Source organism: Hydrogenophaga palleronii NBRC 102513, from assembly GCF_001571225.1.
GTDB classification, from domain to species: domain Bacteria; phylum Pseudomonadota; class Gammaproteobacteria; order Burkholderiales; family Burkholderiaceae_C; genus Hydrogenophaga; species Hydrogenophaga palleronii.
This window is the reverse complement of sequence record NZ_BCTJ01000014.1, coordinates 65,114-88,938: the sequence shown is the minus strand read 5'-3', so window position 1 is coordinate 88,938 and position 23,825 is coordinate 65,114. Positions and strand designations below refer to the sequence as shown.

The 23,825-nt window shown below is 70.7% G+C and carries 23 protein-coding genes; 4 read left to right on the top strand and 19 right to left on the bottom strand.

The annotated features are described in order from the left end of the window. Positions 1-40: 40 nt before the first annotated feature. From HPA01S_RS11955 to HPA01S_RS11940, 4 genes are all read left to right on the top strand, one after another. Positions 41-985, top strand: a complete 945-nt coding sequence (locus tag HPA01S_RS11955) for a LysR substrate-binding domain-containing protein (RefSeq protein ID WP_066270202.1) — start codon at positions 41-43, stop codon at positions 983-985. A 33-nt stretch (positions 986-1,018) separates the two neighbouring features. Further along, positions 1,019-1,657 (top strand): endonuclease III, encoded by a 639-nt coding sequence (nth, locus tag HPA01S_RS11950; protein ID WP_066270200.1) that lies wholly within the window; start codon positions 1,019-1,021, stop codon positions 1,655-1,657. A 131-nt stretch (positions 1,658-1,788) separates the two neighbouring features. Beyond that, the gene (locus tag HPA01S_RS11945) at positions 1,789-2,601 is read left to right on the top strand and encodes a phosphate/phosphite/phosphonate ABC transporter substrate-binding protein (protein ID WP_066270196.1); all 813 of its coding nucleotides are present in this window, start codon (positions 1,789-1,791) and stop codon (positions 2,599-2,601) included. 208 nt (positions 2,602-2,809) lie between these two features. Further along, entirely contained in the window at positions 2,810-3,409 is a 600-nt protein-coding gene (locus HPA01S_RS11940; protein WP_066270194.1) for a hypothetical protein, read from the top strand. Between the two features lie 37 nt (positions 3,410-3,446). Here HPA01S_RS11940 and HPA01S_RS11935 read toward each other — a convergent pair whose 3' ends face one another. The 19 genes from HPA01S_RS11935 to cobO form a co-directional block, all read right to left on the bottom strand. Further along, complete coding sequence (locus HPA01S_RS11935; protein ID WP_066270192.1) at positions 3,447-4,001, bottom strand: histidine phosphatase family protein; 555 nt, start codon at positions 3,999-4,001, stop codon at positions 3,447-3,449. After that, complete coding sequence (locus HPA01S_RS11930; RefSeq protein WP_066270190.1) at positions 3,998-4,810, bottom strand: adenosylcobinamide-GDP ribazoletransferase; 813 nt, start codon at positions 4,808-4,810, stop codon at positions 3,998-4,000. Before HPA01S_RS11930 ends, HPA01S_RS11935 begins: the two co-directional genes overlap by 4 nt. A 6-nt stretch (positions 4,811-4,816) precedes the next feature. Then, the gene (gene cobT, locus HPA01S_RS11925; protein WP_066270188.1) at positions 4,817-5,866 is read right to left on the bottom strand and encodes a nicotinate-nucleotide--dimethylbenzimidazole phosphoribosyltransferase; all 1,050 of its coding nucleotides are present in this window, start codon (positions 5,864-5,866) and stop codon (positions 4,817-4,819) included. A gap of 2 nt (positions 5,867-5,868) precedes the next feature. Continuing rightward, complete coding sequence (locus tag HPA01S_RS11920; protein WP_066270186.1) at positions 5,869-7,320, bottom strand: cobyric acid synthase; 1,452 nt, start codon at positions 7,318-7,320, stop codon at positions 5,869-5,871. Further along, on the bottom strand, positions 7,317-8,315 hold the full coding sequence (locus HPA01S_RS11915) for an aminotransferase class I/II-fold pyridoxal phosphate-dependent enzyme (RefSeq protein ID WP_066270184.1): 999 nt from the start codon (positions 8,313-8,315) through the stop codon (positions 7,317-7,319). The genes HPA01S_RS11920 and HPA01S_RS11915 overlap by 4 nt, the downstream gene beginning before the upstream one ends. Continuing rightward, entirely contained in the window at positions 8,312-9,301 is a 990-nt protein-coding gene (gene cbiB, locus HPA01S_RS11910) for an adenosylcobinamide-phosphate synthase CbiB (protein WP_066270182.1), read from the bottom strand. The genes HPA01S_RS11915 and cbiB overlap by 4 nt, the downstream gene beginning before the upstream one ends. Next, a complete protein-coding gene (locus HPA01S_RS11905; RefSeq protein ID WP_066270181.1) occupies positions 9,298-10,509 on the bottom strand; it encodes an aminotransferase class I/II-fold pyridoxal phosphate-dependent enzyme in 1,212 nt (403 codons plus the stop codon). Before HPA01S_RS11905 ends, cbiB begins: the two co-directional genes overlap by 4 nt. Before the next feature lie 16 nt (positions 10,510-10,525). Further along, entirely contained in the window at positions 10,526-11,206 is a 681-nt protein-coding gene (gene bioD, locus HPA01S_RS11900; RefSeq protein WP_066270179.1) for a dethiobiotin synthase, read from the bottom strand. Further along, a complete protein-coding gene (gene bioA / locus HPA01S_RS11895) occupies positions 11,196-12,581 on the bottom strand; it encodes an adenosylmethionine--8-amino-7-oxononanoate transaminase (protein WP_066270177.1) in 1,386 nt (461 codons plus the stop codon). The genes bioD and bioA overlap by 11 nt, the downstream gene beginning before the upstream one ends. 8 nt (positions 12,582-12,589) lie before the next feature. Then, positions 12,590-13,630 (bottom strand): biotin synthase BioB, encoded by a 1,041-nt coding sequence (bioB, locus tag HPA01S_RS11890; protein WP_084360644.1) that lies wholly within the window; start codon positions 13,628-13,630, stop codon positions 12,590-12,592. A 107-nt stretch (positions 13,631-13,737) separates the two neighbouring features. Further along, complete coding sequence (locus HPA01S_RS11885) at positions 13,738-14,541, bottom strand: CbtA family protein (RefSeq protein ID WP_066270175.1); 804 nt, start codon at positions 14,539-14,541, stop codon at positions 13,738-13,740. A gap of 153 nt (positions 14,542-14,694) precedes the next feature. Then, the gene (locus HPA01S_RS11880) at positions 14,695-14,880 is read right to left on the bottom strand and encodes a CbtB domain-containing protein (RefSeq protein ID WP_066270246.1); all 186 of its coding nucleotides are present in this window, start codon (positions 14,878-14,880) and stop codon (positions 14,695-14,697) included. Between the two features lie 117 nt (positions 14,881-14,997). Beyond that, positions 14,998-15,405, bottom strand: coding sequence for a DUF1636 family protein (locus HPA01S_RS11875; protein WP_066270172.1), 408 nt, complete (start codon positions 15,403-15,405; stop codon positions 14,998-15,000). Between the two features lie 20 nt (positions 15,406-15,425). Next, a complete protein-coding gene (locus HPA01S_RS11870; RefSeq protein ID WP_245638633.1) occupies positions 15,426-16,121 on the bottom strand; it encodes a vWA domain-containing protein in 696 nt (231 codons plus the stop codon). After that, positions 16,118-17,215, bottom strand: a complete 1,098-nt coding sequence (locus HPA01S_RS11865; protein ID WP_066270171.1) for a magnesium chelatase ATPase subunit I — start codon at positions 17,213-17,215, stop codon at positions 16,118-16,120. Before HPA01S_RS11865 ends, HPA01S_RS11870 begins: the two co-directional genes overlap by 4 nt. 187 nt (positions 17,216-17,402) lie before the next feature. Further along, a complete protein-coding gene (gene cobN, locus HPA01S_RS11860) occupies positions 17,403-21,200 on the bottom strand; it encodes a cobaltochelatase subunit CobN (protein ID WP_066270168.1) in 3,798 nt (1,265 codons plus the stop codon). A 10-nt stretch (positions 21,201-21,210) separates the two neighbouring features. Then, on the bottom strand, positions 21,211-22,272 hold the full coding sequence (cobW, locus tag HPA01S_RS11855; RefSeq protein ID WP_066270164.1) for a cobalamin biosynthesis protein CobW: 1,062 nt from the start codon (positions 22,270-22,272) through the stop codon (positions 21,211-21,213). Between the two features lie 50 nt (positions 22,273-22,322). After that, positions 22,323-23,174, bottom strand: a complete 852-nt coding sequence (locus HPA01S_RS11850) for an ABC transporter substrate-binding protein (RefSeq protein WP_245638632.1) — start codon at positions 23,172-23,174, stop codon at positions 22,323-22,325. A gap of 81 nt (positions 23,175-23,255) precedes the next feature. Then, positions 23,256-23,825, bottom strand: coding sequence for a cob(I)yrinic acid a,c-diamide adenosyltransferase (gene cobO / locus HPA01S_RS11845; protein WP_066270162.1), 570 nt, complete (start codon positions 23,823-23,825; stop codon positions 23,256-23,258).

Here is a 23,825-nt window from a genome sequence, read left to right as displayed (position 1 = left end):
CCGCCCTACACTGCTCAACCGTTCATTTCGAATGCTTCGCATGCCATTCAGGAATGTGAAAATCCCGCTGGGCGCCCTCCCCCGCTCGCAGATGCTGCGGCTGGACCTGCTGCCCTGCTTCGACGCAGCAGCGCGCACGCTGAGCTTCACCCTCGCCGCGGAAGAGCTGCACCTCACACAGTCGGCCGTGAGCCGGCAGATCCAGTTGCTGGAAGAGAGCCTGGGCACCCCGCTGTTCGAACGGCACCACCGCGCCCTGGTGCTGACCGATGCCGGCGAGGTGATGCAGCGCGCCACGCGCGATGCACTGGAACGGCTGCGCGACGCCTCGGCGCGCGTGCGCCCCGGCCCACGCCTGCGGCAGGTGGCCATGACCTGCACGCACGGCTTCGCCTCGCTCTGGCTCATTCCCCGGCTCGCCCGCTTCACGGCCAGCCACCCGCAGGTGGACGTGCGCATCTCCGCCTCCATGGAGATCATGGACCTCGAACGGCACCGGCTCGACATGGCGGTGCGGTTCGTGCCATCCAGCATCGGGCGAGGTCAGGCGCTGTTCGAGGAAACCGTGCAGCCGCTGTGCGCCCCGTCCCTGCTGCGCGACAAGACCACCCCGCTGCGCCAGCCCGCCGACCTGGCCCACCACACCCTGCTGACGGTGGAGAAGCCCACGGGCCCCGCGCTCACCACCGACTGGGAACCCTGGTTCCAGGTCATGGGCCTGCCGGACATGCGCATGAAGAACACAATGCAGTTCACCCAGTACGCCGACGCAGTGGCCGCTGCCGTGGCGGGCCAGGGTGTGGTGATCGGCCGGCTGCCGCTGCTGCAGTCGCTGGTGGACAGGAAGCAGCTGGTGGCGCCGTTTCGCAGCGGCGGCGCGGCCACGCGCCGTGGCTACTACGTGGAAATGGCGGCCCACGCGCACGACAACCCCGATGCGCTGGACTTCGCGAACTGGCTGCGCGCCGAGGCCGAGCGCGGCTGAGACGGCGCGTGGCGCGTGGGACAATCCGCGCGCATGACGCCCGCCCACATCGAAGCCTTTTTCGCCACGCTCAAGGCCGCCAACCCCACCCCACAAACCGAGCTCGAATACACCAGCGTGTTCGAGCTGCTCACCGCCGTGCTGCTCTCGGCCCAGGCCACCGACGTGGGTGTCAACAAGGCCACGCGCAAGCTGTTCCCGGTGGCGAACACGCCGCAGGCCATTCTGGATCTGGGCCTGGACGGGCTGGAGAGTTACATCAAGACCATCGGCCTGTACCACAGCAAGGCCAAGCACCTGCTGCAGACCTGCCGCATGCTGGTGGAGCAACACGGCGGCGAGGTGCCGGGCACGCGCGAGGCGCTCGAAGCCCTGCCCGGCGTGGGCCGCAAGACGGCCAACGTGGTGCTCAACGTGGCCTTCGGCGAGCCCACGATGGCGGTGGACACGCACATCTTCCGCGTCAGCAACCGCACCGGCCTGGCGCCGGGCAAGACGCCGCTGGCGGTGGAACTGCAATTGATGAAGCGCGTGCCGCCGGCCTATGCGGTGGACTCGCACCACTGGCTCATCCTGCACGGGCGCTATGTGTGCCAGGCGCGCAAGCCGCTGTGCCCGCGCTGCGCGGTGGCTTCGGTGTGCGACTTCAAGGAAAAAACCGTCAACCTTTGACTGACAACGCCCCTGCACGTGCCCCGTTGGGCACGGCAGCGGTCGCGTTCGTCGTTCCTGCATCCTCTTGCTGCGGTGCGTGCGGACTAAGATCCCGCTTCCCTCCATTCATGCACGCAGATATATCGGTAATGAGAGCATTGTTTTGTTGTGCCGCAGTGGCACTGTCCTGGCTGGCCGCGCCATCGCACGCGCAGAACCTGATCCTCGCGATCAGCGAAGGCACATCGGGCGGCACCGACCACGCACGCGTCATTGCCAAATACCAGGACCTGGCCGACGTCATCGGCAAGAGCATCAACCAGAAGGTGAACGTGGTGTTCATCCGCGAGTTCGCGTCGCTTGAAGAGGGCATGAAGCAGCGGCGCTTTGCCCTCGCCATGGCGCGCCCAAGCGACTTTCCGGCACGGGGCATGCGCGACTACGGCTACAAGTACGTGGCCTCGGCCAGCCCCGATGGCCAGTGCCTGATCGTCGTGCCCAAGGACGCGCCCTACAAGACACTGGCCGACGTGAAGGGCAAGCGCTTCGTCTTGCCCGAGACCGCCGCCTACATGGCCAAGTTCTGCACCTCGGCGCTGCGCGACGAAGGCCTCGACATCGCCAAGGAGAACGTGCAGCGCGTGCGCGAACAAGCCTCCATTCCTTTCTTCCTGAGCAACAAGTTCGCCGACGTGGGCGGCGTGGCGTCGTACTCGGGCGTGGCCAAGTCACTCGACAAAACCGGCCAGCGCGTGCTGTTCACCAGCGTATCCCAGCCCTACTTCCCGCTGATCGCGGACCGCGACTTCACCGCGGCCCAGATCGACGCCATGCAAAAGGCCTTGCGCGCCATGCCCGACACCGAGGCGGGCCAGAGCGTGTTGAAGAACGTGGGCATCAAGGGCTTCGACACTTCAACCGAAAAGAAACTGGGCGGCTTGCTGGATTGGCTCGGCCTGTAGGCCGGGCACGGACAAGGCTCACGCCACGATCTGGACCCTCGGCGAAAGACCCTCGCCGAAACATCTGCGAACACCATTTGCACCGCCATGCGGTCAGACTGTGCGCTGTCCAGATTGGCGGCACCCTGGCATTCCGAGGTGCTCCCGATCGACGTCGAGAAGGCCCGGCCCACCCCGGGCCTGCGTCCCCGTCCAACACCATGAGCCCATGAACATCCTTCCTCTCGTGCTTTCCCTGAGCGCCGTCGCACTGGCTCCGGCCGTGGCACTGGCACAAACCCCGGCCAGCAAACCGGCCGCAGCCGCCAAGGCGCCCGCCAGCGCACAAGCCCCTGTCAAGAAACGCGCGCCGCTGGCCCGCTCTGCCGCCAAGGCCGTGGAAGAAGCGACCCCGATCGAAGAAGACTCCGACGTGGCCCTCACCGAAGCCGACCTCGCGGTGGCCCAGCGGGTCTACCTCGGCAACATCCCTTGCGAGCTGGGCAACGCGGTGCAGATCACACCCGCCAAACGCCAGGGTTTCTTCCTCGTGCAGGTGAAGAACGTGCGCAACGCGCGCTACTACATGCACCCGGTGGAAAGCCGCACCGGTGCCATTCGCCTGGAAGACCCGAAGCGCGGCGCGCTCTGGCTGCAGCTGGGCAACAAGTCGATGCTCATGAACCAGAAGCTGGGCAAGCGCATGGCCGATGAATGCACCAGCCCCGAGCAGCTGACCATGGCCGACGAGATGAAGCGCAATCCGCCGCGCAGCCTGCTCGACCCCGAGCACCCGCCGGCCACCGACCCGGTGCTGGTTCGCAACTGAAGCGGCCCCGCGCCAGGCCGGTGCGGCGGCGCGGCGGCTACAAGTCGAGCGCCGTCCAGCCGCCCGGCTCGGGCGCATCCTTCGGCCACTCGGCCGCTTCGCGGATGCGCACACCACCCCCTTGCAGAATGTGCTGCGCCGCGCGGATCACACCGGCGTGCGTGACCCACAACACGTTGGCGCTGGCGGCGGGCCGCAAGTCACCCAGTGCGGCGGCCACGCGGTACAGCAGCATCTGCGTGCTCTCCACGCCACCAAAGCGGTGCTGCGCGAAGTCGGCCATCCAGGCGTCGAAGGCCGCCGCCGGCACGCTGTCCCAGCGTTTCAACTCCCAGTCGCCAAAGTCCATTTCGTTCAAACGGGTGTCGACGCGCGCGGCCTTCAGGTCGCGGCGCTCGGCCTGCAGCGCGCCGGCCATTTGTTGTGCGCGCAGCAGGCCCGACACCCAGACCGCCGTGCCCACCGGCAACAGGGGCGCAAAGTCTTTCGCGGCCTGGCGCGTGAGCGCGGCATCGGCCGCCACGTCGCTGGCGCCGTAACACAGGCCGGGTGGCAGCATCACCGCCGCGTGGCGCAACATCCAGAGCTTCATGACAGCAGCGGCCAGGCCAGCGCCAGCCCGAGGTAGAACAAGACTTCAGCCACCTGCTGCGTGGCGCCCAGGCCGTCGCCGGTGAAGCCCTGCAGACGGCGCTGCAGCAGCCGCCACATCCAGGCCAGGCCGATCACCGCGCCCAGCACCGCCGCCCACCAGGGCGCACCGGGCAAACACCACCAGGCCAGCGCCATCGCCAGCGCCCACCAGAGCAGGCCCGCCAGCAGGCCGGCGGTGGACAGGCTGTCGGCCAGCGGTTTGCTTTTGGACTGTGCGGTGTCACCCACGTGCGGCAGCGTGCGGATGATGAACAGCGGCAGCGTGCGCGAGGTGACGTGGGCCGCGAACAGCGCCACCACCGCCAGCCACGCGCTGCCCTGCGCCAGCAGCGCGAGCAGCGCCACCTTGGTGAGCAGCACCAGCACCAGCGCAATGGCGCCGTAGCTGCCGATGCGCGAGTCCTTCATGATCTCCAGCGCGCGCTCACGCTGCACACTGCCGCCCAGGCCATCGGCCAGATCGGCCAGGCCGTCTTCGTGAAACGCGCCGGTGAGCCAGACGCCGAACACGGTGCTCAGCACCACCGCCACCCAGGCCGCGGCCGGCACCGGCGGCAGCAGCACCAGCAAGGCCCAGAGCAGCGCCGCGGTAAGCACACCCACCACCCAGCCCACGCCGGGAAAATGCGCGGCGCTGGCGCGCAGCATGGCCGGGCTGAAGCCGACCCAGTCGGCCAGCCGCCCGGTCACCGGGATGCGGGTGAAGAACTGCAGCGCGAGCAGGAAGTGCCTGAAGAAGGAAGGCATCGGATTTCAGGCGCGGCTGGGGTCGGCCACGTCTTCGCTGCGCGAGACACCGGCGGATTCAAAACTCGCCATCTCGCGCAGCAGCGCGCAGGCGCTGTGCAGCAGCGGCCAGGCCAGCGCCGCGCCCGAGCCTTCGCCCAGGCGCAGGCCCAGATCGAGCAGCGGTTCCACCTTCAGGTGCGCCAGCATCAACGCGTGGCCGCGTTCGCCCGAGTGGTGCGCGAACACGCAGCGCTGCAACAGGTGCGGCTGCAACTGCGCGGCCACCAGCACGGCGGCGCTGGCGATGAAACCGTCCACCACGATCACGCGCCGTTCTTCGGCGGCCTGCAGCACCGCGCCGGTGAGCGTGGCGATCTCGAAACCGCCGAAGGCGGCGAGCGCGTCCAGCGGTGCGGTGGCGTCGGCATGGCGCGCCAGCACTTCGCGCAGGATGCCGATCTTGCGCTGCACCGCCGCCGCGTCCAGCCCGGTGCCGGCACCGGTAACGTCAGCCACGTCGAGCTGCGCCAGGCGCGCCAGCAGCATCGAAGCCGCCGAGGTGTTGCCGATGCCCATCTCGCCCAGCAGCAGCGCATTGCCCGGCAGGCCATGCACCACCTCGCGGCCGTTGGCGATGGCCTGCGCGCATTGCGTGGCGCTCATGGCCGGGCCTTCCAGCGCGTCGGCCGTGCCGGGCGCGATCTTGCGCACGATCAGGCCCGGCCGCGCCGCAAAGTCGTGGCGCACGCCGCAGTCCACCACGTTGAGGGCGATGCCGTGCTGGCGCGCCAGCACGCTCACCGCCGCACCACCGGCAAGGAAGTTCTCCACCATCTGCCAGGTGACGTCGCTCGGGTAGGCCGAGACGCCGCGCGCGGCCAGGCCGTGGTCGGCCGCGCACACCAGCATCTGCGGTTCGCGCAGCTCGGGCTGCAGCGTGCCGAGGATCAGGCCGATGCGCTGCGCCAGCGCTTCCAGCCGGCCGAGCGAGCCGACCGGTTTGGTCTTGTTGTCGAGCGCGCGCTGCAGTGCCTGTGCGAGTTCGGGCTGGGTGATGTCGGCGATGGTCTTCATATTCAGGGTTCGATGAGTTGGTCGAGCAGGCCGGGTTCGACATGGGCGGCCAGGAAATCGGCCAAGCCATCGAACACGCTCTCCAGCGTGGGCACGCTGGTACCGAACAGGGCTTGCAGTACGCGGGGATCTTCGAACAGGCCGTGCAGGTACACACCGAGCACGTTGCCGCGCGCATTCTGCCAGCCCAGGCCACCGGGCAGGGCCTCGCGCGCCACATCACCGGCGGCGGCCATGGCGGCGTGCGGCAGGGTCTGGCCGTGGTGGATTTCGTAGCCCGCCGCGTCCACGCCCGACAGCGCGGCCCACGCACCGGTGAGCTCGCCAAAACGGGTGCGTGCGTGGCGCACGGTTTTCTGCGGGTCGAACTGTGTCACCAGCGGCAGCAGGCCGAGGCCGGGGGCGTTGCCGTCGATGCCATGGGTGTCGATCAGCGCCTCGCCCAGCATCTGCAGGCCGCCGCACACCCCCAGCACCGCCCCGCCCTGCGCGGCGTGCGCCGCCACCGCACGGTCCAGCCCCTGCGCGCGCAGCCAGGCCAGGTCGGACGCGGTGGCCTTGCTGCCGGGCAGCACGATCCAGTCGGCGCCCGCGCAGTCGGCGGGTGTGCGCGCCCAGACCAGGCGCACGCCGGGCACGTTCTTGAGCGGCTGGAATTCGTCCAGGTTGCTGATGCGCGGGTAGGCGATCACCGCCACGGTCTTCGTCACCGCGCCGGCCGCGCGGGTCTTGTCGTCGAACACACCGTCTTCTTCCGGCAGGCCGTGTTGCCACCACATCGGCAGCACCGCCACCGTGGGCACGCCGGTGAGTTCCTGCAGTTGCTGCGGTGCGGGTGCGAGCAGGCTGGCGTCGCCGCGAAACTTGTTGAGCACAAAACCGTGGATCAGCGCGCGCTCTTCCGGCGGCAGCAGGGCCCAGGTGCCGTAGAGGTGGGCGAAGGCGCCGCCGCGGTCGATGTCGGTCACCAGCAGGCAGCGCGCCTGCGCGTGTAGGGCCACGCGCATGTTCACCACGTCGCTGGCGTGCAGGTTGATCTCGGCCGGTGAACCCGCGCCTTCGATCACCACCACGTCGTTTTCTTCCCGCAGCGCGTCCAGCGCGGCGCAGATCTGCGGCCACACGCGCTGGCTGCGGCCGCGCCAGGGCAAGGCCGAGAGCTCGTCGTTCACCTGGCCCAGCAACACCACCTGGCTGCGTGTGTCGGCCTCGGGCTTGAGCAACAGCGGGTTCATGCGCACATCGGGCTCGGCGCGCGCGGCCAGGGCCTGGAAGTACTGGGCCGAGCCGATCTCGCCGCCAGAAACCACCCTGGCGTTGTTGCTCATGTTCTGCGCCTTGAAGGGCGCCACCTTGAGCCCTTGGCGCGCGTAGTGCCGGCACAGCGCGGTGGTGAGCCAGCTCTTGCCCGCACCGCTGGTGGTGCCGAGCACCATCACACACACCGCTGTCATGCCACACGCTCCGTTGGGGTTGTTTGCGCCAGCCACGCCGCGCGCAAGGCGGCCAGTGCCTCGGGTGGCATCGCGCGCAGGCGCCACTGGCCGGGCAGGCCGAAAGAGCTTGCATCGCGCAGCTTGATGCCGGCCGCGCGCAGCGCCGCCGCGTCGAAGGCGTGGGGTGGTGCGGCGCAGAGGTAAGGGGCGTCGCTGGGCGCGACCGTCCAGCCGAGTTCCAGCAGCAGCGCGCGCAGGTCTTGCGTCCACGACGTGAGCGTGGGCAGGCTGTGCCGCACCCAGGCCTGCGAGTCCGCTGACACCCAGGCCTGCAGCATGGCAACGGCGTGGGCACCCAGCGGCCAGGACGGCGCGAGTTGTTCCAGGTCGTGCACCACAGCAGCCTGGCCCAGCGGCGCAATCGCATAACTGCCGCGCACACCGGTGAGGCCCAGCGCCTTGTTGGGTGTCCAGAGTTGCCAGACGCGGTCCAGCGCGGCCGCGTCCAGGCTGCAGCGGCCGCTCAGGCGCAGCGGTTCGTAAGCGCGATCGAGCACCGTGTGGGTGGCCGTGGCCACCACGTTGCGCGCGGTGGCTTCGGCCTGGCCGAGCGGGCTGGCGGGTTCACACAACCAGGCCAGACTCGCCTGCGCCGGCTCGGCGGTGGTCTGCAACTGCCAGGCCGTGGCGGCGCGGGCGTAGTCGCCATAGCCGTGCGCCGGCAGCCAGACGTGCCGGCCGCCCTGCTGCGCCACCCAGGCGCTGAAGCGCACGATGAATTCGCTGGCGCTGGCCGCGAACACGAAACGCGCAGCGTCCACACCGTGCCAGGCGGCGAGCGCGGCACGCAGCTGGGTGTAGGCCGGGTCGGGGTAGTGGCGCGCGTCCGCGCCCTGCACTGCGGCGAGTGCGTGTGGGCACGGGCCGCAGGCGTTGGCGTTGGTGGAAAAGTCGAACAGCGGCACACCGGCGGCATCGGGGCCACCGTGCACCGGCAAAAACAGCGCGCTCATGCCAGCCCCCGCCAGACCACAACGGTCCAGAGCAGTGCCAGCGCGGCCAGCACCACCACCACGCGGCCGGCGAGCTGCAGCGCCGCCGCGGTATCGGCGGCCAGCGGGCGGCGGCCGCCATCGTGCAACTGGTAGACGCCCGGTTTGCCCAGGCGCACGTCCAGCGCCAAGGCCATGGCCGCCATGGGCCAGCCGCTGTTGGGCGACGGTGTGCGCGCGGCCTGCGCCGGCAGGGCCGGCAACTGGCGCAGCGCGCCGAGCAGGCCCAGCAGCAGACCGGTGAGGCGCGCCGGCAACCACGACAAGACATCGTCGGCGCGTGCGGCCCATTTGCCGGCCCAGGTCCAGTCGCGGCCGTTGCGTTCGCCGCGGTAGCCCCACATGGCGTCGGCCGTGTTGGCGAGGCGGTAGAGTGCCGCGCCCGGCAGGCCGGCGACCGCGAACCAGAACAGCGGCGCGACCACCGAGTCGTTGAGGTTCTCGGCCAGGGATTCGATGGCGCTTTCGCGCACCTGCGCTTCGTCCAGCGTGTGCACGTCGCGGCTCACCAGCCAGGACAGGCGCTCGCGCCCGGCCGCCAGCGAGAGGCCGAGCGCGGTTTCCACCGCACGCACCTCGTCGCGCAACATGCGCCAGGCCAGCAAGGGTTTGAGCAGCAGGCCCAGCACCAGCGCCTGCAGCCACCAGGGCGCGTTCGACACCAGCACCTGCAGCACCAGCGCGGCCACCACCACCAGCGCCGCACCCAGGCACCAGGCCAGCGCGCCGCGCACGAAGGGGCGTGCATGGGAGGCCTGGCCCGCGTTCGGCGTGGGTGCGACGCGCCGGCCCATGAAGGACAGGTAAGCGCCCATGGCCACCACCGGGTGCCAGCGCGCCGGTGGTTCGCCCCAGCAGCGGTCCACCAGCAAAGCCAGCAGCACCGCCAGTGGCAGCGCCAACGACGCCACCGCACCGGGCGCCAGCGGCCACCACAGCCCGCTCATGCCGCCACCTGGGCCGCTGCCTTGCGCAGCGCGCGCAGCAGCGCGTCCACATCGTCGGGCTGGTGCGCGGCCGACAGGGCGATGCGCAGGCGCGCCGTGCCCAGCGCCACGGTCGGTGGCCGGATCGCCGGCACCCACAGGCCTTGTTCGCGCAGCGAGGCCATCACCGCCAGCGCGGGCTGGTTGTGGCCGATCAGCAGCGGCTGGATCGGGGTGGCAGACGGCATCAGCCGCCAGCCGGTGGCGTCGAAGGCGGCGTGCTGCCCGGGCGCCAGGCCGTTGCGCAGTTGTTCGATGCGGTCTGCCAGCTGTTGCCGGCGCTGCTCGCCGTCGGCACCGAGCACGCAGCGCAGGCTGGCGCGCAGGGCTTCGGCCAGCAGCGGCGGCGCGGCGGTGGCATAGGTGTAGCTGCGGGTCTTCTGCAGCACCCATTCCACCAGCCGCTCGGGGCCGGCCACAAAAGCGCCGGCCACGCCCAGGGCCTTGCCCAGGGTGGCCATGTAGAGCACGCGCGGCGAAGCGGTTGGCCCGGTGAGGCCGGCGGCGGCGAGTGCGCCCCGGCCTTCGGGGCCGAGCACGCCGAAACCGTGTGCGTCGTCGAGCAGCAGCAGCGCGTCGTGTTGCTCGCACAGGGCGTGCAACGCGCCGATGTCTGCCACGTCGCCGTCCATGCTGAACACCGCGTCGCTCATCACCAGCTTGCGCCGCACCGGGCTGGCCGCGAGCAGTTCGGCGAGGTGCGCCAGATCACCATGGCGGTAACGGTGCACGGTGGCGCGCGAGAGGCGCGCGCCGTCGATCAGGCAGGCGTGGTTGAGGGCATCTGAAAACAGCGCATCGCCCTCACCCACCAAGGCCGGCACCAGGCTGGCGTTGGTGGCGTAACCGGCGTAGAAGTACAACGCACGCGGCAGGCCGACGGCCGCGGCCAGTTCACGTTCGAGCGCGGCATTGGCCACGCTGTGGCCGCTGACCATGGGCGAAGCGCCGGAGCCGACGCCATACAGGTCCACCGCGGCGTGCACCGCCTGCCGCAGGGCCGGCGCTTGCGACAGGCCCAGGTAGTCATTGCTGCAGAAGGCCAGCAGCGATTCACCGTCCACCCGCAACCGTGCGCCGCCCTCGGGCAGCACCTCGCGCCGACGCCGCAGCAGGGTGCGTGCGTCCAGCTCGGCCAGGCGTTGATCGATCTCGTTCAACCAGCTCATGGGAGTGCCCCGTCTTTCATTGCCAGTCGGGCGGCAGTTGCAGTTGGACGCGGCGCGCATCGGGCGGGGTGTCGAACCACGGCAACTGGCCAAGCAGCGGCGCGCCCAGGCGCTCGCGCAACGCTTCAATGTTCTCCTGCGCGCAGGGCATGGCCGGGTCAACCCGGTTCGCCACCCAGCCGGCCAGGTGCAGGCCGTCGGCGCGGATCGCTTCGGCGCTGAGCAGCGCATGGTTCAGGCAGCCCAGGCGCACACCCACCACCAGCACCACCGGCGCGGCGATGGCGCGCGCCAGGTCGGCCAGGGTTTCGCTGGCGTTGATCGGCACGCGCCAGCCGCCCGCGCCTTCGACCACCACCACGTCGGCCAGCGCACGCAGCGCGTGGTGGGCGGCGAGCAGTTGGGCAACAGACAAGGTATGGCCCGCGCGCTGCGCTGCGATGTGCGGCGCCAGCGCCTCGGACAGGGCCACCGGGTTGTCGAGTGCGGCGGGCACGGCCACGCTGGAGGCCGCGCGCAGGGCCAGCACGTCTTCGCTGACCCAGCCACCGCCCTGCTCCACCAGCCCGGCCGCCACCGGCTTCATGCCGACCACGCGTGCGTGGTGCTGTTGCAGCGCGTGCAGCAGGGCCGCGCTCACCAGGGTCTTGCCGACACCGGTGTCGGTGCCGGTCACGAAGCAGCCGTCAAACGCCATCGCACACTCCCCAGGCCGCATCTGCAGCCGGTGCGGCATGGCCGTCTTCTTCGGCCAGGGTGGCGTGCAGGGCCTGCAGCGCGGCGTCGGCGAGGAAGGCGCCTTCGGCCTCGTCGATCACGTAGGGCGGCATGGCGTAGACGGTGTGACCGATGGGCCGCAGCAGTGCGCCGCGTTGCAGTGCGTGGCGCGCGTAGCGACGGCCGAAGTCCGGCAGGCTGCTGGCCACGTCCCACGCGAACACCATGCCCTGGCGGCGCGCGTGGCGCACGCGGGGGTGCTTGGAGATCGGCTCGAATTGCGCGGCCAGCCGCTCGCCAGTGAGCACGTTGGCGCGCAGCGCATCGGTCTGTTCAAACAGGTCGAGCGTGGCGAGCGCGGCGCGGCAGGCCAGCGGGTTGCCGGTGTAGCTGTGCGAGTGCAGGAAACCGCGTGCCACTTCGTCGTCATAAAACGCGGCGTACACCGCGTCGGTGGTGAGCACCACCGACAGCGGCAGCGTGCCACCGGTCAGGCCTTTGGACAGGCAGAGAAAGTCGGGCCGGATGCCGGCCTGTTCGTGCGCGAACAAGGTGCCGGTGCGGCCGAAGCCGACCGCGATCTCGTCCAGCACCAGGTGCACGCCGTAGCGGTCGCACAGGGCGCGGGCGCGGCGCAGGTAGGCCGGGTGGTGCATGGCCATGCCGGCAGCGCACTGGATCAGCGGCTCGACGATCAGCGCCGCCGTGCTCTCGTGGTGCTCGGCCAGCCAGCGCTCCAGCGCATCGGCGGCGCGTTCGGCCACGTCGGCCGCCGACTCACCGGGCGCGGCGGCGCGCGCATCGGGGCTGGGCACGGTGTCGGCCAGGCGCACCAGCGGCGCATAGGCTTCGCGGAACAAGGCGATGTCGGTCACCGCCAGCGCGCCCACAGTCTCGCCGTGGTATCCACCGGCCACACCGACAAAACGGTGCTTGCCCGGCCGGCCGGCGTTGCGCCAGTGGTGCGCGCTCATCTTCAGGGCGATCTCGGTGGCGCTGGCGCCGTCGCTGCCGTAGAAGGCGTGACCCAGGCCGGTGAGCGCCGCCAGCCGCTCCGACAGCTCCACCACCGGCGCGTGCGTGAAGCCGGCCAGCATCACGTGGTCGATCGAGTTCAGCTGGTCGATGAGCGCGGCGCGGATCGCCGGGTGGTTGTGCCCGAACAGGTTGACCCACCAGGAGCTGATGGCATCAAGGTAACGCCGGCCTTCGTGGTCGTGCAGCCAGACGCCTTCGGCACGCGACAGCGGCACCAGCGGCAGCGCGGCGCCGCCGGGCTCGTGCAGCTTCATCTGGGTGCAGGGATGCCACACCGCCGCCAGGCTGCGTTGGCGCCAGGCTTCGTTGAGCGACATGCCCGGCCTCAGCCCCCGTGGCCGCGGCGCGGCTGCAGGCCCAGCTTCTTGAGCAGGCCCATGTCGGCTTCGACGTCGGGGTTGCCGGTGGTCAGCAGTTTTTCGCCGTAGAAGATGGAGTTGGCGCCGGCCACGAAACACAGGGCCTGCACCGCTTCGCTCATCTGCTGGCGCCCGGCCGACAGGCGCACGCGGGCGCGCGGCATGGTGATGCGTGCCACCGCGATGGTGCGCACGAACTCCAATGGGTCGAGGTCGGGCTGGTCGGCCAGCGGCGTGCCCTGCACCTTCACCAGGTTGTTGATGGGCACCGACTCGGGATAGTCGGGCGCGAGGTTGGCGAGCTGGGCCACCAGCGCGGCGCGTTGCCGGCGCGATTCGCCCATGCCCACGATGCCGCCGCAGCAGACCTTGACGCCAGCACCGCGCACACGCTCCAGCGTGTCCAGGCGGTCCTGGTAGTCGCGCGTGGTGATGACCTCGCCGTAGAAATCGGGCGCGCTGTCGAGGTTGTGGTTGTAGTAGTCGAGGCCGGCATCGCGCAGGATCTCGGCATGGCCGTCGGACAACATGCCCAGCGTGGCGCAGGCCTCCAGGCCCTCTTCCTTCACGGTGCGCACCAGCTCGGCCACGGCGTCGACGTCGCGGTCTTTCGGCGCGCGCCAGGCCGCGCCCATGCAGAAGCGCGTGGCGCCGGCCTGTTTGGCACGTTGCGCGGCTTCGCGCACCGCGTCCACGCCCATCAGCTTGCCGGCGGTGAGGCCGGTGTCGAAATGCACCGACTGCGGGCAATAGCCGCAGTCTTCGGGGCAACCGCCGGTTTTCACCGACAGCAAGGTGGCGAGCTCGACCTCGGTCGGGTCGAAGTGTTCGCGGTGCACGGTCTGTGCGCGGTACAGCAGCTCGGAGAACGGCAGGTCAAACAGGGCCTGCACGTCGGGCACGTTCCAGCGCTGGGTGCCGGCGTCGTCTTGCGGCGCGGGCTTGGGCGTGGCGTGGAAATGCAGGGGCTGCACGCTGGCAGCCGGGCTCAGGAGGTCGGTCGGCATGTTTCGGGATCCTTTGAACGGTCAGTGGGCATTCTGCCTGCCGGCAGCGGCCGGCAGAATGCCATCACGCGGACGGCGGCGTGCCGTCCGTCAGCGGGCAGTTGCCCTCAGACCGCGTGGGCCGCAGGAACGGCACCGCCGATGCTGGCGCGCAGGGCCGGTTGCACCCAGCGCTGGTACGCCAGGCCGCCGGCCACGCCCATGCAGGCCCAGAAGCACAACGACAACCAGGTGGTGGCCCAGACGAATTGCTGCCCCAGATCGCGCAGCGCAGCCTGGGCTTCGCCCTGGAAGCCGCCCAGCGGGTCGGCCGTGATGTGCGGTGCACCCACCACATAGGGCAGCGCCAGCAGGGCGGCGGCCAGCAGCCAGCGCAGGTGGCTGCGCATGCCGGCGGCGACGGCGCAGGCACTGGCCGCGCTCAGGGCCGCCAGGATCCACCAGGCCTGGCGCGAGCCCAGGCGGGCGGCGTCCATGCCGGGGATTTCGGCGTGCAGGCCGATCGAGGGCCAGAAGTGGAACACCAGCCAGCCGGCGGCGGCGGTCACCAGGGCCAGCGGCAGCGCGCGCAGCGTGGTGCCGCGCCACTGGGCCACTCCCATCACGGCGAACACCAGCAGCGCCATGCTGAAGGCGTGCAGCACGTTGGCGACGAAGGTCCAGCCGGTGCGCTCCAAACCGTCCTCCGGCGCCCATTCGTCGTCTTCTTCGGCCATGGCATGGCCTTCGTGTTCGGCCGCAGCCGCGTCAGGCGCCGCTTCGGCGGCAGCCGGCGCTTCGATCTTCTGGTCTTCAAAGACCTCGGCGGCCAGGATGATGGGCACGGCCTGCAGTTGCTGCACGCCGGTCTGCACAAGGCCGACGGCCAGCGCAACGGCCAGGCTGGCCCAGATCAGTCGTTGAAAAATCATGGTGAAACTCCAAAAAGTGTTGGAACGAAGCCGCCTGTTCGGGCGGAGTCGCCGGCGCGAAAGCACCTGGTCCAGAGATGCCACGGAACTGGCTTTTCCAGGCCGCAGGCATCACCCCTTGAGGGGGTCGCGCAGCGCGGCAGAGGTGTTCTCTTAGTGACAGGGTTTGACAGTCACGTGGCGCACGTCGTGCGCCGCGTTGTGTGCCAGCGGGCTCTCGGCGAAAGCCACGCCGTACAACACGACCAGGCCAAGCCCGGCGGCGGCGGCCAGTTGCAGCAGCAGGCTGCGTGCGGCGGAGGTGGCGCCCGAAGGTGCCGTGGTGCTGGTTCCATTCATGTGGTGCTCCATTTCAGACAAAAAGATTGAGGCGGTTGAACAAGGAAGCCCTGGGCGCCGCGCCCCTCGGCGCCAGGACGGGACAGAAAACAGAAAGCGGGGCCATGCGCGGCGGCCTCATGGTGCCCCCAGGCTGGGTGGCAGGCGCGCGAGGATGCCGCTGCGCAGCCGCGCCGGGCGCTCATTGCGCAGCAGGTTGCCGTCGGCCGCTGCCGCGTGCATGGCGGCACAGGCCAGCACGTGCGCGGCGGTTTCTTCGTCGGGCTGCAGGTCACCAAACAGGTAGGTGTATTTGCCGGGCGCCTGGAAGGCCACCGAGCAGGCGCGCGAGCAACTGCTGAGGCAGGCCATGCCACGCACGCGCACCTGCGCATCGGGCGCCTCTGCAAAAGCCTGCGCGGCCTGCACCGCCTCGAACAGGATGTCGCCAGCCGCGCGTTGCTCGCGCGACGCGCCCGCCGGGCGGCAGGTAGTGCAGACGATGACCTCGGTCATCGGTGGTGAAACGGTTTCGCGTGTGGACATGGTGGGTGGGAAAATCAGGTTCAGTGCGCCAGCCGGTGTTCGGCCCGCCAGTCGGTTGCCCAGGCGGCACAGCGGCCGACGGGGCGCAGGGGGTCGTCGAAATCCACCACGACGATGTGGGCCGCGCTCGCGGGCGCGGCGGCTTGCTCCAGCGTGCGGCCATCGGTGAGCAGCCAGAGGCAGTTGTTGTCGCCACCGCCCGGGCCACGCAGGCGCTGGTCGCGCTGCAGCAGGCGCTCGGCCTCGTGCAGGCAGGCCGCCAGCGGTGTGCCGCCGCCTCCGCCGAGCGGGCGCACCCGGGCGCTGCCGGCGGCGCGCGCCGGGCCGGGGGGCAGCAGCAGTTGCACGCCCTGGCCGCCGAAGCCGATCAGCGCCACGTGGTCACCGGCGCGCGCGGCCTGTTCGATCAGGCGCGCGGCATAACCCTTGGCCCAGGCCAGGCGCCCGCCCTGGCGCATCGAGCCCGAGGTGTCGAGCGCGATCAGGTGCAGCGGCGGCACGCGCGTGTGCAGCGGCCGGTGGCGCAGGTGGGCCGCGGCCAGCCGTTGCGGCCCCTTGGCCAACAGCGTGCGCACCCAGTGGATGCCGGCACCGCCCGCGGCCGGGGTGGCTCGCGCAGCGTGCCGCGCCAGCGTGGGCCGGGGTGCTGCGGGTCTGGGGCCTGGCCACCGCCAGCCACCGGGCGCGCCGAGCGCGCTGGGGCTGGGGTGGCTCATGCTTTTTTTGGGGGCCAGGCCCCCGTGTGAAGCACCCGTTCCATGCCTTGTGGCTGTGGCGGCAACGCGCCCCAGTCGCCGTCGGCGGCGGGTGTTCCGGCCGTGGTGGATGCCGGTCCGTTCGCCTGGCTGCTCGCATTGCCGTTGCCGCCGGCAGGCGGTGGCGGCGCGGCCTGCGGTGTGGCCGCTGCGTTGCCACCCGCGGGCGGCTGGCCGTGGGGTGCGCGGCGGTGTGCCAGCGCCAGTTCGGCCACGGCGTCCACGTCGGCCACGCTCACGGTGTCGCGCTGCGCCAGCGCGGCCAGGGCGCGTGCGGCGCGCAGCATCACCAGGTCGGCGCGGATGCCGTCCACACCGGCGGCCTGGGCCAGCTGGGCGGCGTGCTGCAGCACCGCGTCCGACCACTGCAGTTTCGGCAACACGGCACGCGCGGCGGCCAGCGATGCCACCAGGTGCGCCTGGGCCTCGGCGTGTTCGCCCAGCAGGCGCTGCGGGTCGGCGTCAAAGGCCAGCCGGGCGCGCACGATGGCCTGGCGCTGCGCGGCGTCGCTCGGGTTGGCGAGCGCCACCGAGAGGCCGAAACGGTCCAGCAGCTGCGGCCGCAGTTCGCCCTCTTCCGGGTTCATGGTGCCGACCAGCACGAACTGCGCGGCGTGCTGGCGCGACACGCCGTCGCGCTCCACGGTGTTGACGCCGCTGGCGGCGACATCGAGCAGCGCGTCAACCAGCGCGTCGGGCAGCAGATTGACCTCGTCCACGTACAACACGCCGCCGTGTGCGCGCGCCACCAGGCCGGGCGCGAGCCGCACCTGGCCGTCGCGCAACACGTCTTCCAGGTTGAGCGTGCCCACCAGCTGTTCCAGGCTGGCCGCCAGCGGCAGCGTGACGAACGGGGCGTTCGGCAGCAATGCGGCGAGCGCACGCGCCGAGGTGGACTTGGCGGTGCCACGCGGCCCGCTGATCAGCACACCGCCCATGCCGGGGTCGATGGCGGCCAGCAGCAAGGCGCCCTGCAGCGCGTCCTGGCCGACCAGGGCGGAGAAAGGGAATGCCGGCGTTGATGCCGCGTGCAGTTCGGTGGGTTCAAGGCTCATGCGGTTTTCTCCGGTTCGCAGCGTGTGGGGGCAAGCGATGCAGGCACATCGGTGTTGCTCCCGCCCCTTCCGGGGGAGCGTTGGGGTGGGGGCCGCTGAAGCCATGTGGTCGGCGCGCAGGCCCCATCCCGGCCTCCCCTCACAAAGGAAAGGGGAAGGAGCAGATTCACGACGCGGCGGGCATGCGTCATCGGCCCTCCTCCAGATGGTGCTCGAGTTCCAGCAGATGCTGTTCGATGCGCTCGCGGTGCTCGCCCGGCTCGGCCCAGAGGCCGCGCTGCATGGCTTCGAGCAGGCGCTCGCCGATGCCGCGCAGCGCCAGCGGGTTGTGTTGTTGCAGGAAGCCGCGTGTGTCGTCGTCGTGCAGGTAGGCGTCGGCCACCAGCGCGTACTGATGGTCGCCGACCACGCCGGTGGTGGCGTCGAACGCGAACAGGTAGTCCACCGTGGCGGCGATTTCGAAGGCGCCCTTGTAGCCGTGGCGCTTCACACCGTCGATCCACTTCGGGTTGACGGCGCGCGCGCGCACCACCCGCGCCACCTCTTCGCCCAGCGTGCGCACGCGCGGCACGCCGGGCGTGCTGAAGTCGCCGTGGTACAGCGCGGCCGGCGTGCCGGTGAGGTGCAGCACGGCCGAGGCCATGCCGCCCTGGAACTGGTAGTAGTCGTCGGAGTCGAGGATGTCGTGCTCGCGGTTGTCCTGGTTGTGCAGCACCGCGTCCACGCGCGCCAGGCGTTGCTCGAAGGCCTCGCGCGCGGCCGTGCCGTGACCACCCTGGCCGTAGGCAAAGGCGCCGGCACGCAGGTAGGCCTGGGCCAGATCGGCGTTGTGCTGCCAGCGGCCGCTGTCAATGAGTTCCTGCAGGCCGGCGCCGTAACCGCCCGGGCGTGGGCCGAACACGCGCCAGGTGGCCTGGCGCTGTGCGTCTTCGGCTTCGGCACCCGCGGCCACGGCGGCGGCGGCTTCGCGCTGCACGCGCACGCGGATCGGGTTGATGTCGTCGGGCTCGTCGGCCTCGGAGATGGCGGCAACCGCGCGCACGGCGGTGTCGAACAGGTCGATCACGTTGGGGAAAGCGTCGCGGAAGAAGCCGGAGACGCGCAGCGTCACGTCCACGCGCGGCCGGTTCTTGATCGCCATCGGCAGCACTTCGATGTCCACCACCCGGTTGCTGCCCGGCGCAAAGGTGGGCCGCACGCCGAGCAGTGCAAAGGCCTGGCCGATGTCTTCACCGCCGGTGCGCATGGTGCTGGTGCCCCAGACCGACAGGCCGACCGCGGTAGGGAAGTTGCCGTGGTCCTGCACGTGGCGCTCGACCACGCGTTCGGCCGCCAGCGCGCCCATGGCGTAGGCGGTGGGCGTGGGCACGGCGCGCGTGTCCACCGAATAGAAGTTGCGCCCGGTGGGCAAGACATCGGGCCGGCCTCGCGAGGGCGCGCCGCTCGGGCCGGCGGGCACGAAACGGCCCGAGAGGCCACGCAGCAACTGGCCGATTTCGTTCGGGCCGCAGGCGTCCAGGCGCGGCGCCAGGGTCTGGCGCAGGCGCTGCAAGACCGGCGCGCTGTGCGGCCAGGCCTGCGCGTCGAGCGGGGTGGTCTCGGCGCCGGCGTGTTGCGCCACCAGGGCCGTGGCCAGCAGCTCCAGCCGTTCGCGGGTGTGGCCGGCGTGGCGCCAGGCTTCGTCGCTCAGGGCCTGCAAGGCCTCGGGGCGCGGGCCGGTCCAGGTGTCGGCCCACTCGGGGCTGAGCGGGTCGAAGCCGTGCAGGCCGAGGTCTCGCGCCAGCGCCACCAGCAGGCTGCCCTGCCCCGCCACCTGGCCGCCGGGAAAACGCGCCAGCGCCACCAGGGTGTCGGTGCGCTGGCGGCCCTGCGGCGACTGGCCGAGGATGTGCAGGCCGTCGCGGATCTGCGACTCCTTGATCTCGCACAGGTAGGCGTCGAGCCGCGCCAGCAGTTGCTCGCGCTGTGCGTCGTCGGCCGGTGGCTGGAAGCCCAGCTCCTGGTGCAGCTGGTGCTTGAGCACCTGGGCCAGGATGCCTTCGCGCAGCAGCCTGGCGCGGCGCGGGTCGAGCGACAGGGCCTCGTAGTACTCGTCCATCTGGCGCTCGAGCTCTTGCAGCGGACCGTAGGTTTCGGCGCGCGTGAGGGCGGGCATGAGGTGGTCGATGATCACCGCCTGCGTGCGGCGCTTGGCCTGGCTGCCTTCGCCGGGGTCGTTGACGATGAAGGGGTACAGGTGCGGCAGCGGGCCCAGGATGGCGTCGGGCCAACAGGCCGCGCCCAGGGCCACGCTCTTGCCCGGCAGCCATTCGAGGTTGCCGTGTTTGCCGACGTGCACCACCGCGTCCACCGCGAAGGCGCGCCGCAGCCAGAAATAAAACGCGAGGTAGGCGTGCGTGGGCACGAGGTCGGCGTCGTGGTAACTCGCCACCAGATCGAGGTCTCGTCCGCGCGCGGGCTGGATGCCGACGAACACCTGGCCGAAGCGCTGGCCGGGCACCATGAAGCGGCCGCTGCGCACCATCGGGTCTTGCGCGGCCTCACCCCAGAGGCTGTTCACCGCGTCCTGGCTCTCCTGCGGCAAGGCCTGGAAGTCGGCCAGGTAATCGGCCATGGCCAGGCTCTGGTGCGCAGGCCGGTCTTCGTTGGCGTGCACGTCGTTGGTGACGCCTTGCACCAGCTGGTCCATCAGCGCGCCGCTGTCGATGGGCAGTTCGCCGGTGGCGTAACCGGCTTCGCGCAAGGTCTGCAGGATGCCCAGCGTGGACGCGGGCGTGTCCAGGCCGACGCCATTGGCCAGGCGCGCGTCGTCGTTGGGGTAGTTGGCGAGGATCAGCGCAATGCGCTTCTGCGCCGCCGGCTTGTCGCGCAGCGTGCACCAGCGGCGCGCCAGTTCGGCCACGAAGCGGATGCGCTCGGGTTCGGGCTGGTAACGCACCACGTCCACCTCGGTGCGCTCGCAGCGCCAGGCCAGACCCTTGAAGCTGATGGCGCGTGTGCCGATGCGCCCGTCCACCTCGGGCAGCACCACCTGCATGGCGAGGTCGCGCGGCGCCAGGCCGTGCGGGTCGCCCTGCCACTGTTCCAGCGAACAACCGGCGGTGATGAGTTGCAGCACCGGCGCATCACCGGCCAGAGCGGACAGGGCCGCGCTGTCGGGCAAGGCGTCGTCGCTGCCGTCCAGCGACGCAACGGCAAAGCTGGTGGCGTTGAGCACCACGGCCACGCGGTGCTCCTGCGCCATGGACTGCAGGCGCGCCAGACTGGCCGGGTTCTTGAGCGAGTCCACCGCCACCGCCAGGCCATTCAGGCCTTCGTCGGCGAGCGCGGCCAGCACGGCGTCAAACACCGCCGTGTTGCCGGCCTGCAGGTGGGCGCGGTAGAACACCAGCAAGGCCACCGGCGCCCCCTCGCGCCAGGGCGCGGCGGCCTGCGGGGTGTAGGGCATCACCGGCGGCAGCGGTGCGGGGCTGGGCGGGCGCGGCCCCAGGCCGAAGGCGGCGTGGCCGATGAGCGAGAAGAAGGCCAGCGCGTTGTCGCGCCCGCCTTCGCGCAGGCAGCGCCAGAGGTGGTCGCAGTCTTCCGGCGCGGCGGTGCTGCGCATCAGCAACTGCGGGTCCTGCACGTTGTCGCCGGAGAACAGCACCAGCCACTGGCCGCGTTTGGCGGCCAGCGACACCGCCTGCTCCACCACGTAGGCCCAGTCGCTGGGCGCGCCGAGGTGGTCGATCACCACCACCCGCGCGTGCTGCAGCACCTCGTCCACATACATGTCGGTGGACGCGGGCTGGCGCAGCCACATCAGGTTGACCAGGCGCACGCTGGGAAAACCATCACCCAGGCTGGCGGCCGCGTCGGCCAGCAGCGAGAGCGTGGTGTCGGCGGCGCTGAGCACCACGATGTCGCCCGGCGTCTGCTCCACGCGCACCACACCCTGGCCGCCGTCTTCGACGTGGCCTCCGGGGCGGGTGCTGAGCAGGTGCATGGCGGAAACCTCAGGCGGCGGTGGTGGCGGACAACGCGGCTTGCAGCTCGGCCTGCAGGGCCGCGGCGTCGAGGTGGTCACCGATCAGCACCAGGCGCGTGGCGCGCACGTCGTCGGCGCGCCACGCGCGGTCGAAGTGGCTGTCGAATCGTTGACCGACGCCCTGCACCACCAGGCGCATGGCGGTGCCGGGCAGGTCCACGAAACCCTTCACGCGGTAGATCTCGTGGCGCTGCACCAGCGCCACCAGGGCGTCGATGAGGCGCTGGCGGTCGGCCACCTGCAGCGTGATGGAGACCGACTCGAACTCGTCGTGGTCGTGGTCTTCCTCTTCGTCGTGGTGGGTCTTGCGCTGGTCGATCACGTCTTCCACCGCTCGCTCCAGGCCGAGCAGCACGGCCAGGTCGAGCTTGCCGTGTTGCGCGTGCACCAGCTTCACACCGGCCGGGGTTTCGGCGCGGATGATGGCCTCCACCTGGGCCAGCGTGGCGGCGTCCAGGCCATCGGTCTTGTTCACCACCACCAGGTCGGCGGTGGCGAGCTGGTCTTCGAACAGTTCGGCCAGCGGGGACTCGTGGTCGAGGTTTTCATCGGCGCGGCGCTGCGCGTCCACCGCCACCGGGTCTTCGGCAAACTGCCCGGCGGCCACGGCCGGTGCATCGACCACGGTGACCACCGCGTCCACCGTGAAGGTGCTGCGCAGCGTGGGCCACTGGAAGGCCTGCACCAGCGGTTTGGGCAGGGCCAGGCCGGAGGTTTCGATCACCAGGTGGTCGATCTGGTCGCGCCGCGCGGCGAGCTGCTCCATCACCGGCGCAAACTCTTCCTGCACGGTGCAGCACAGGCAGCCGTTGGCGAGTTCGAACAGTTGGCCGTTCTCTTCGCCGTTTTCGTCGCAGCCGATGCCGCAGCCACGCAGCAGTTCACCGTCGATCCCGAGCTCACCGAACTCGTTGACGATGACGGCGATGCGCTTGCCCTGCGCGTTGGTCAGCAGGTGGCGCAGCAGCGTGGTTTTGCCGGCGCCGAGAAAACCGGTGACGATGGTGGCGGGGATCTTGCGGGTCTGCATGGTGGGAAGTCCTTTCAGGGTGTTCGGGGCAATTCGGAGGCGGCGCGGTATCAACGCGACAGCGTGGGCGGGGTTGGCAAGGCGAGCAGGCAGTCAACCAGCATCTGCGCCGCTTCACCCAGGCGCGGGCCGGGGCGCGACAGCAGGTCCATGCGCGCTTCGTCGAGCTGGCACACCTGCTGCTGGCGCAGCGCCGGCAGGCCGCGCCAGCCGGGGCGGTCGGCCATGTTGTGCAGCGTGGACGCAGGGCCGATGATGAGATCGGGCGAGCGGCGCACCACCATCTCGGGGTTGACGCGCGGGAACAGGCTGCCGTCGCCGTTGACGATGTTCACCAGGCCCAGGCGCGCCACGGTCTCGCCGATGAAGCTTTTGGTGCTGGCGGCGGTGGGGCCGATGCCGACCTCCACGTACACGCTGCGGCCGCGCAACGCGGCCGGCACGCGGCGCGCGGCGGCGTCGAGTTCGGCGTCGATGCGCTGCACCAGCGCCTGGGCGCGTGCGGTCTCGCCGAGCGACTGGCCGAGCGCGAGCAACATGCGTTTCAGGTCGGCGTGGGTGCGGGCGTCAAAGGTCTGCACCGGCACGCCGAGTTCGGTCAGGCGTTCACCCGCACGGCTGCGCGGGCCGAGCAGCACCATGTCGGGCCGCAGCGCGACGATGTGTTCGATCTGCGCATCCTGCAGGCCACCCACCTTGGGCAACTGCGCCACCGTGCCCGGCCAGCGGGAATAACGGTCGGTGCCGACCAGCTCGGCGCAGTGGCCGAGCGCACACACCGCTTCGGTGAGCGAGGGCGACAGCGTGACGATGCGGTGCTGCGCCAGCGCAGGCACGGCCATGCCGCCGAGCAGGCCCAGCATGGCCAAGGCAGAACCGGAGGCCTGCAAAGGCTTGATCAAGGGATACCGCAGAACCGGCTTGGCCGGGCTGCAGGTATCGCCCCCTTCCAGGGGGTCACGCGAAGCGTGGCGGGGGTGCATTCAGTCCTCGATGCCGCGTTGTGCGGGCACGCCGGCCTTGAAGTGGTGCTTGACCAGCGTCATCTCGGTCACGGTGTCGGCCAGCTCCACCAGCTCGGCCGGCGCGCCGCGCCCGGTGAGCACCACGTGCACATGCGGCGGGCGCTCGCGCAGGCAGGTCAGCACCGCCTCCAGCGGCACCCAGCCGTAGCGCAGCGGGTACATGATTTCGTCGAGCACGACCATGAAGTGTTCACCGGCGCGGATCGCCGCCTCGGCCTTGGCCCAGCCGTCCAGCGCGAGCTGCGCCGAGTGGTCGAGGTCGCGGCTCTTCCAGCTGAAGCCGTCGCCCAGGCCTTCGATGGGAATGCCCAGTTGTTCAAACAATCGGTGTTCACCGAAACGCGCCGACGGCACCTTCATGAACTGGTAAACCTTCACCGCCTTGCCACGGCCATGGGCACGCAGGGCCAGGCCAAAGGCCGCCGTGCTTTTGCCTTTGCCGGTGCCGGTGTGCACGATCACCAGGCCGCGGCGCTCGCCCTGGGGTTTGGGGGTGTCGCGGTCGACGGGAGGGGCTTCGATCTGCAT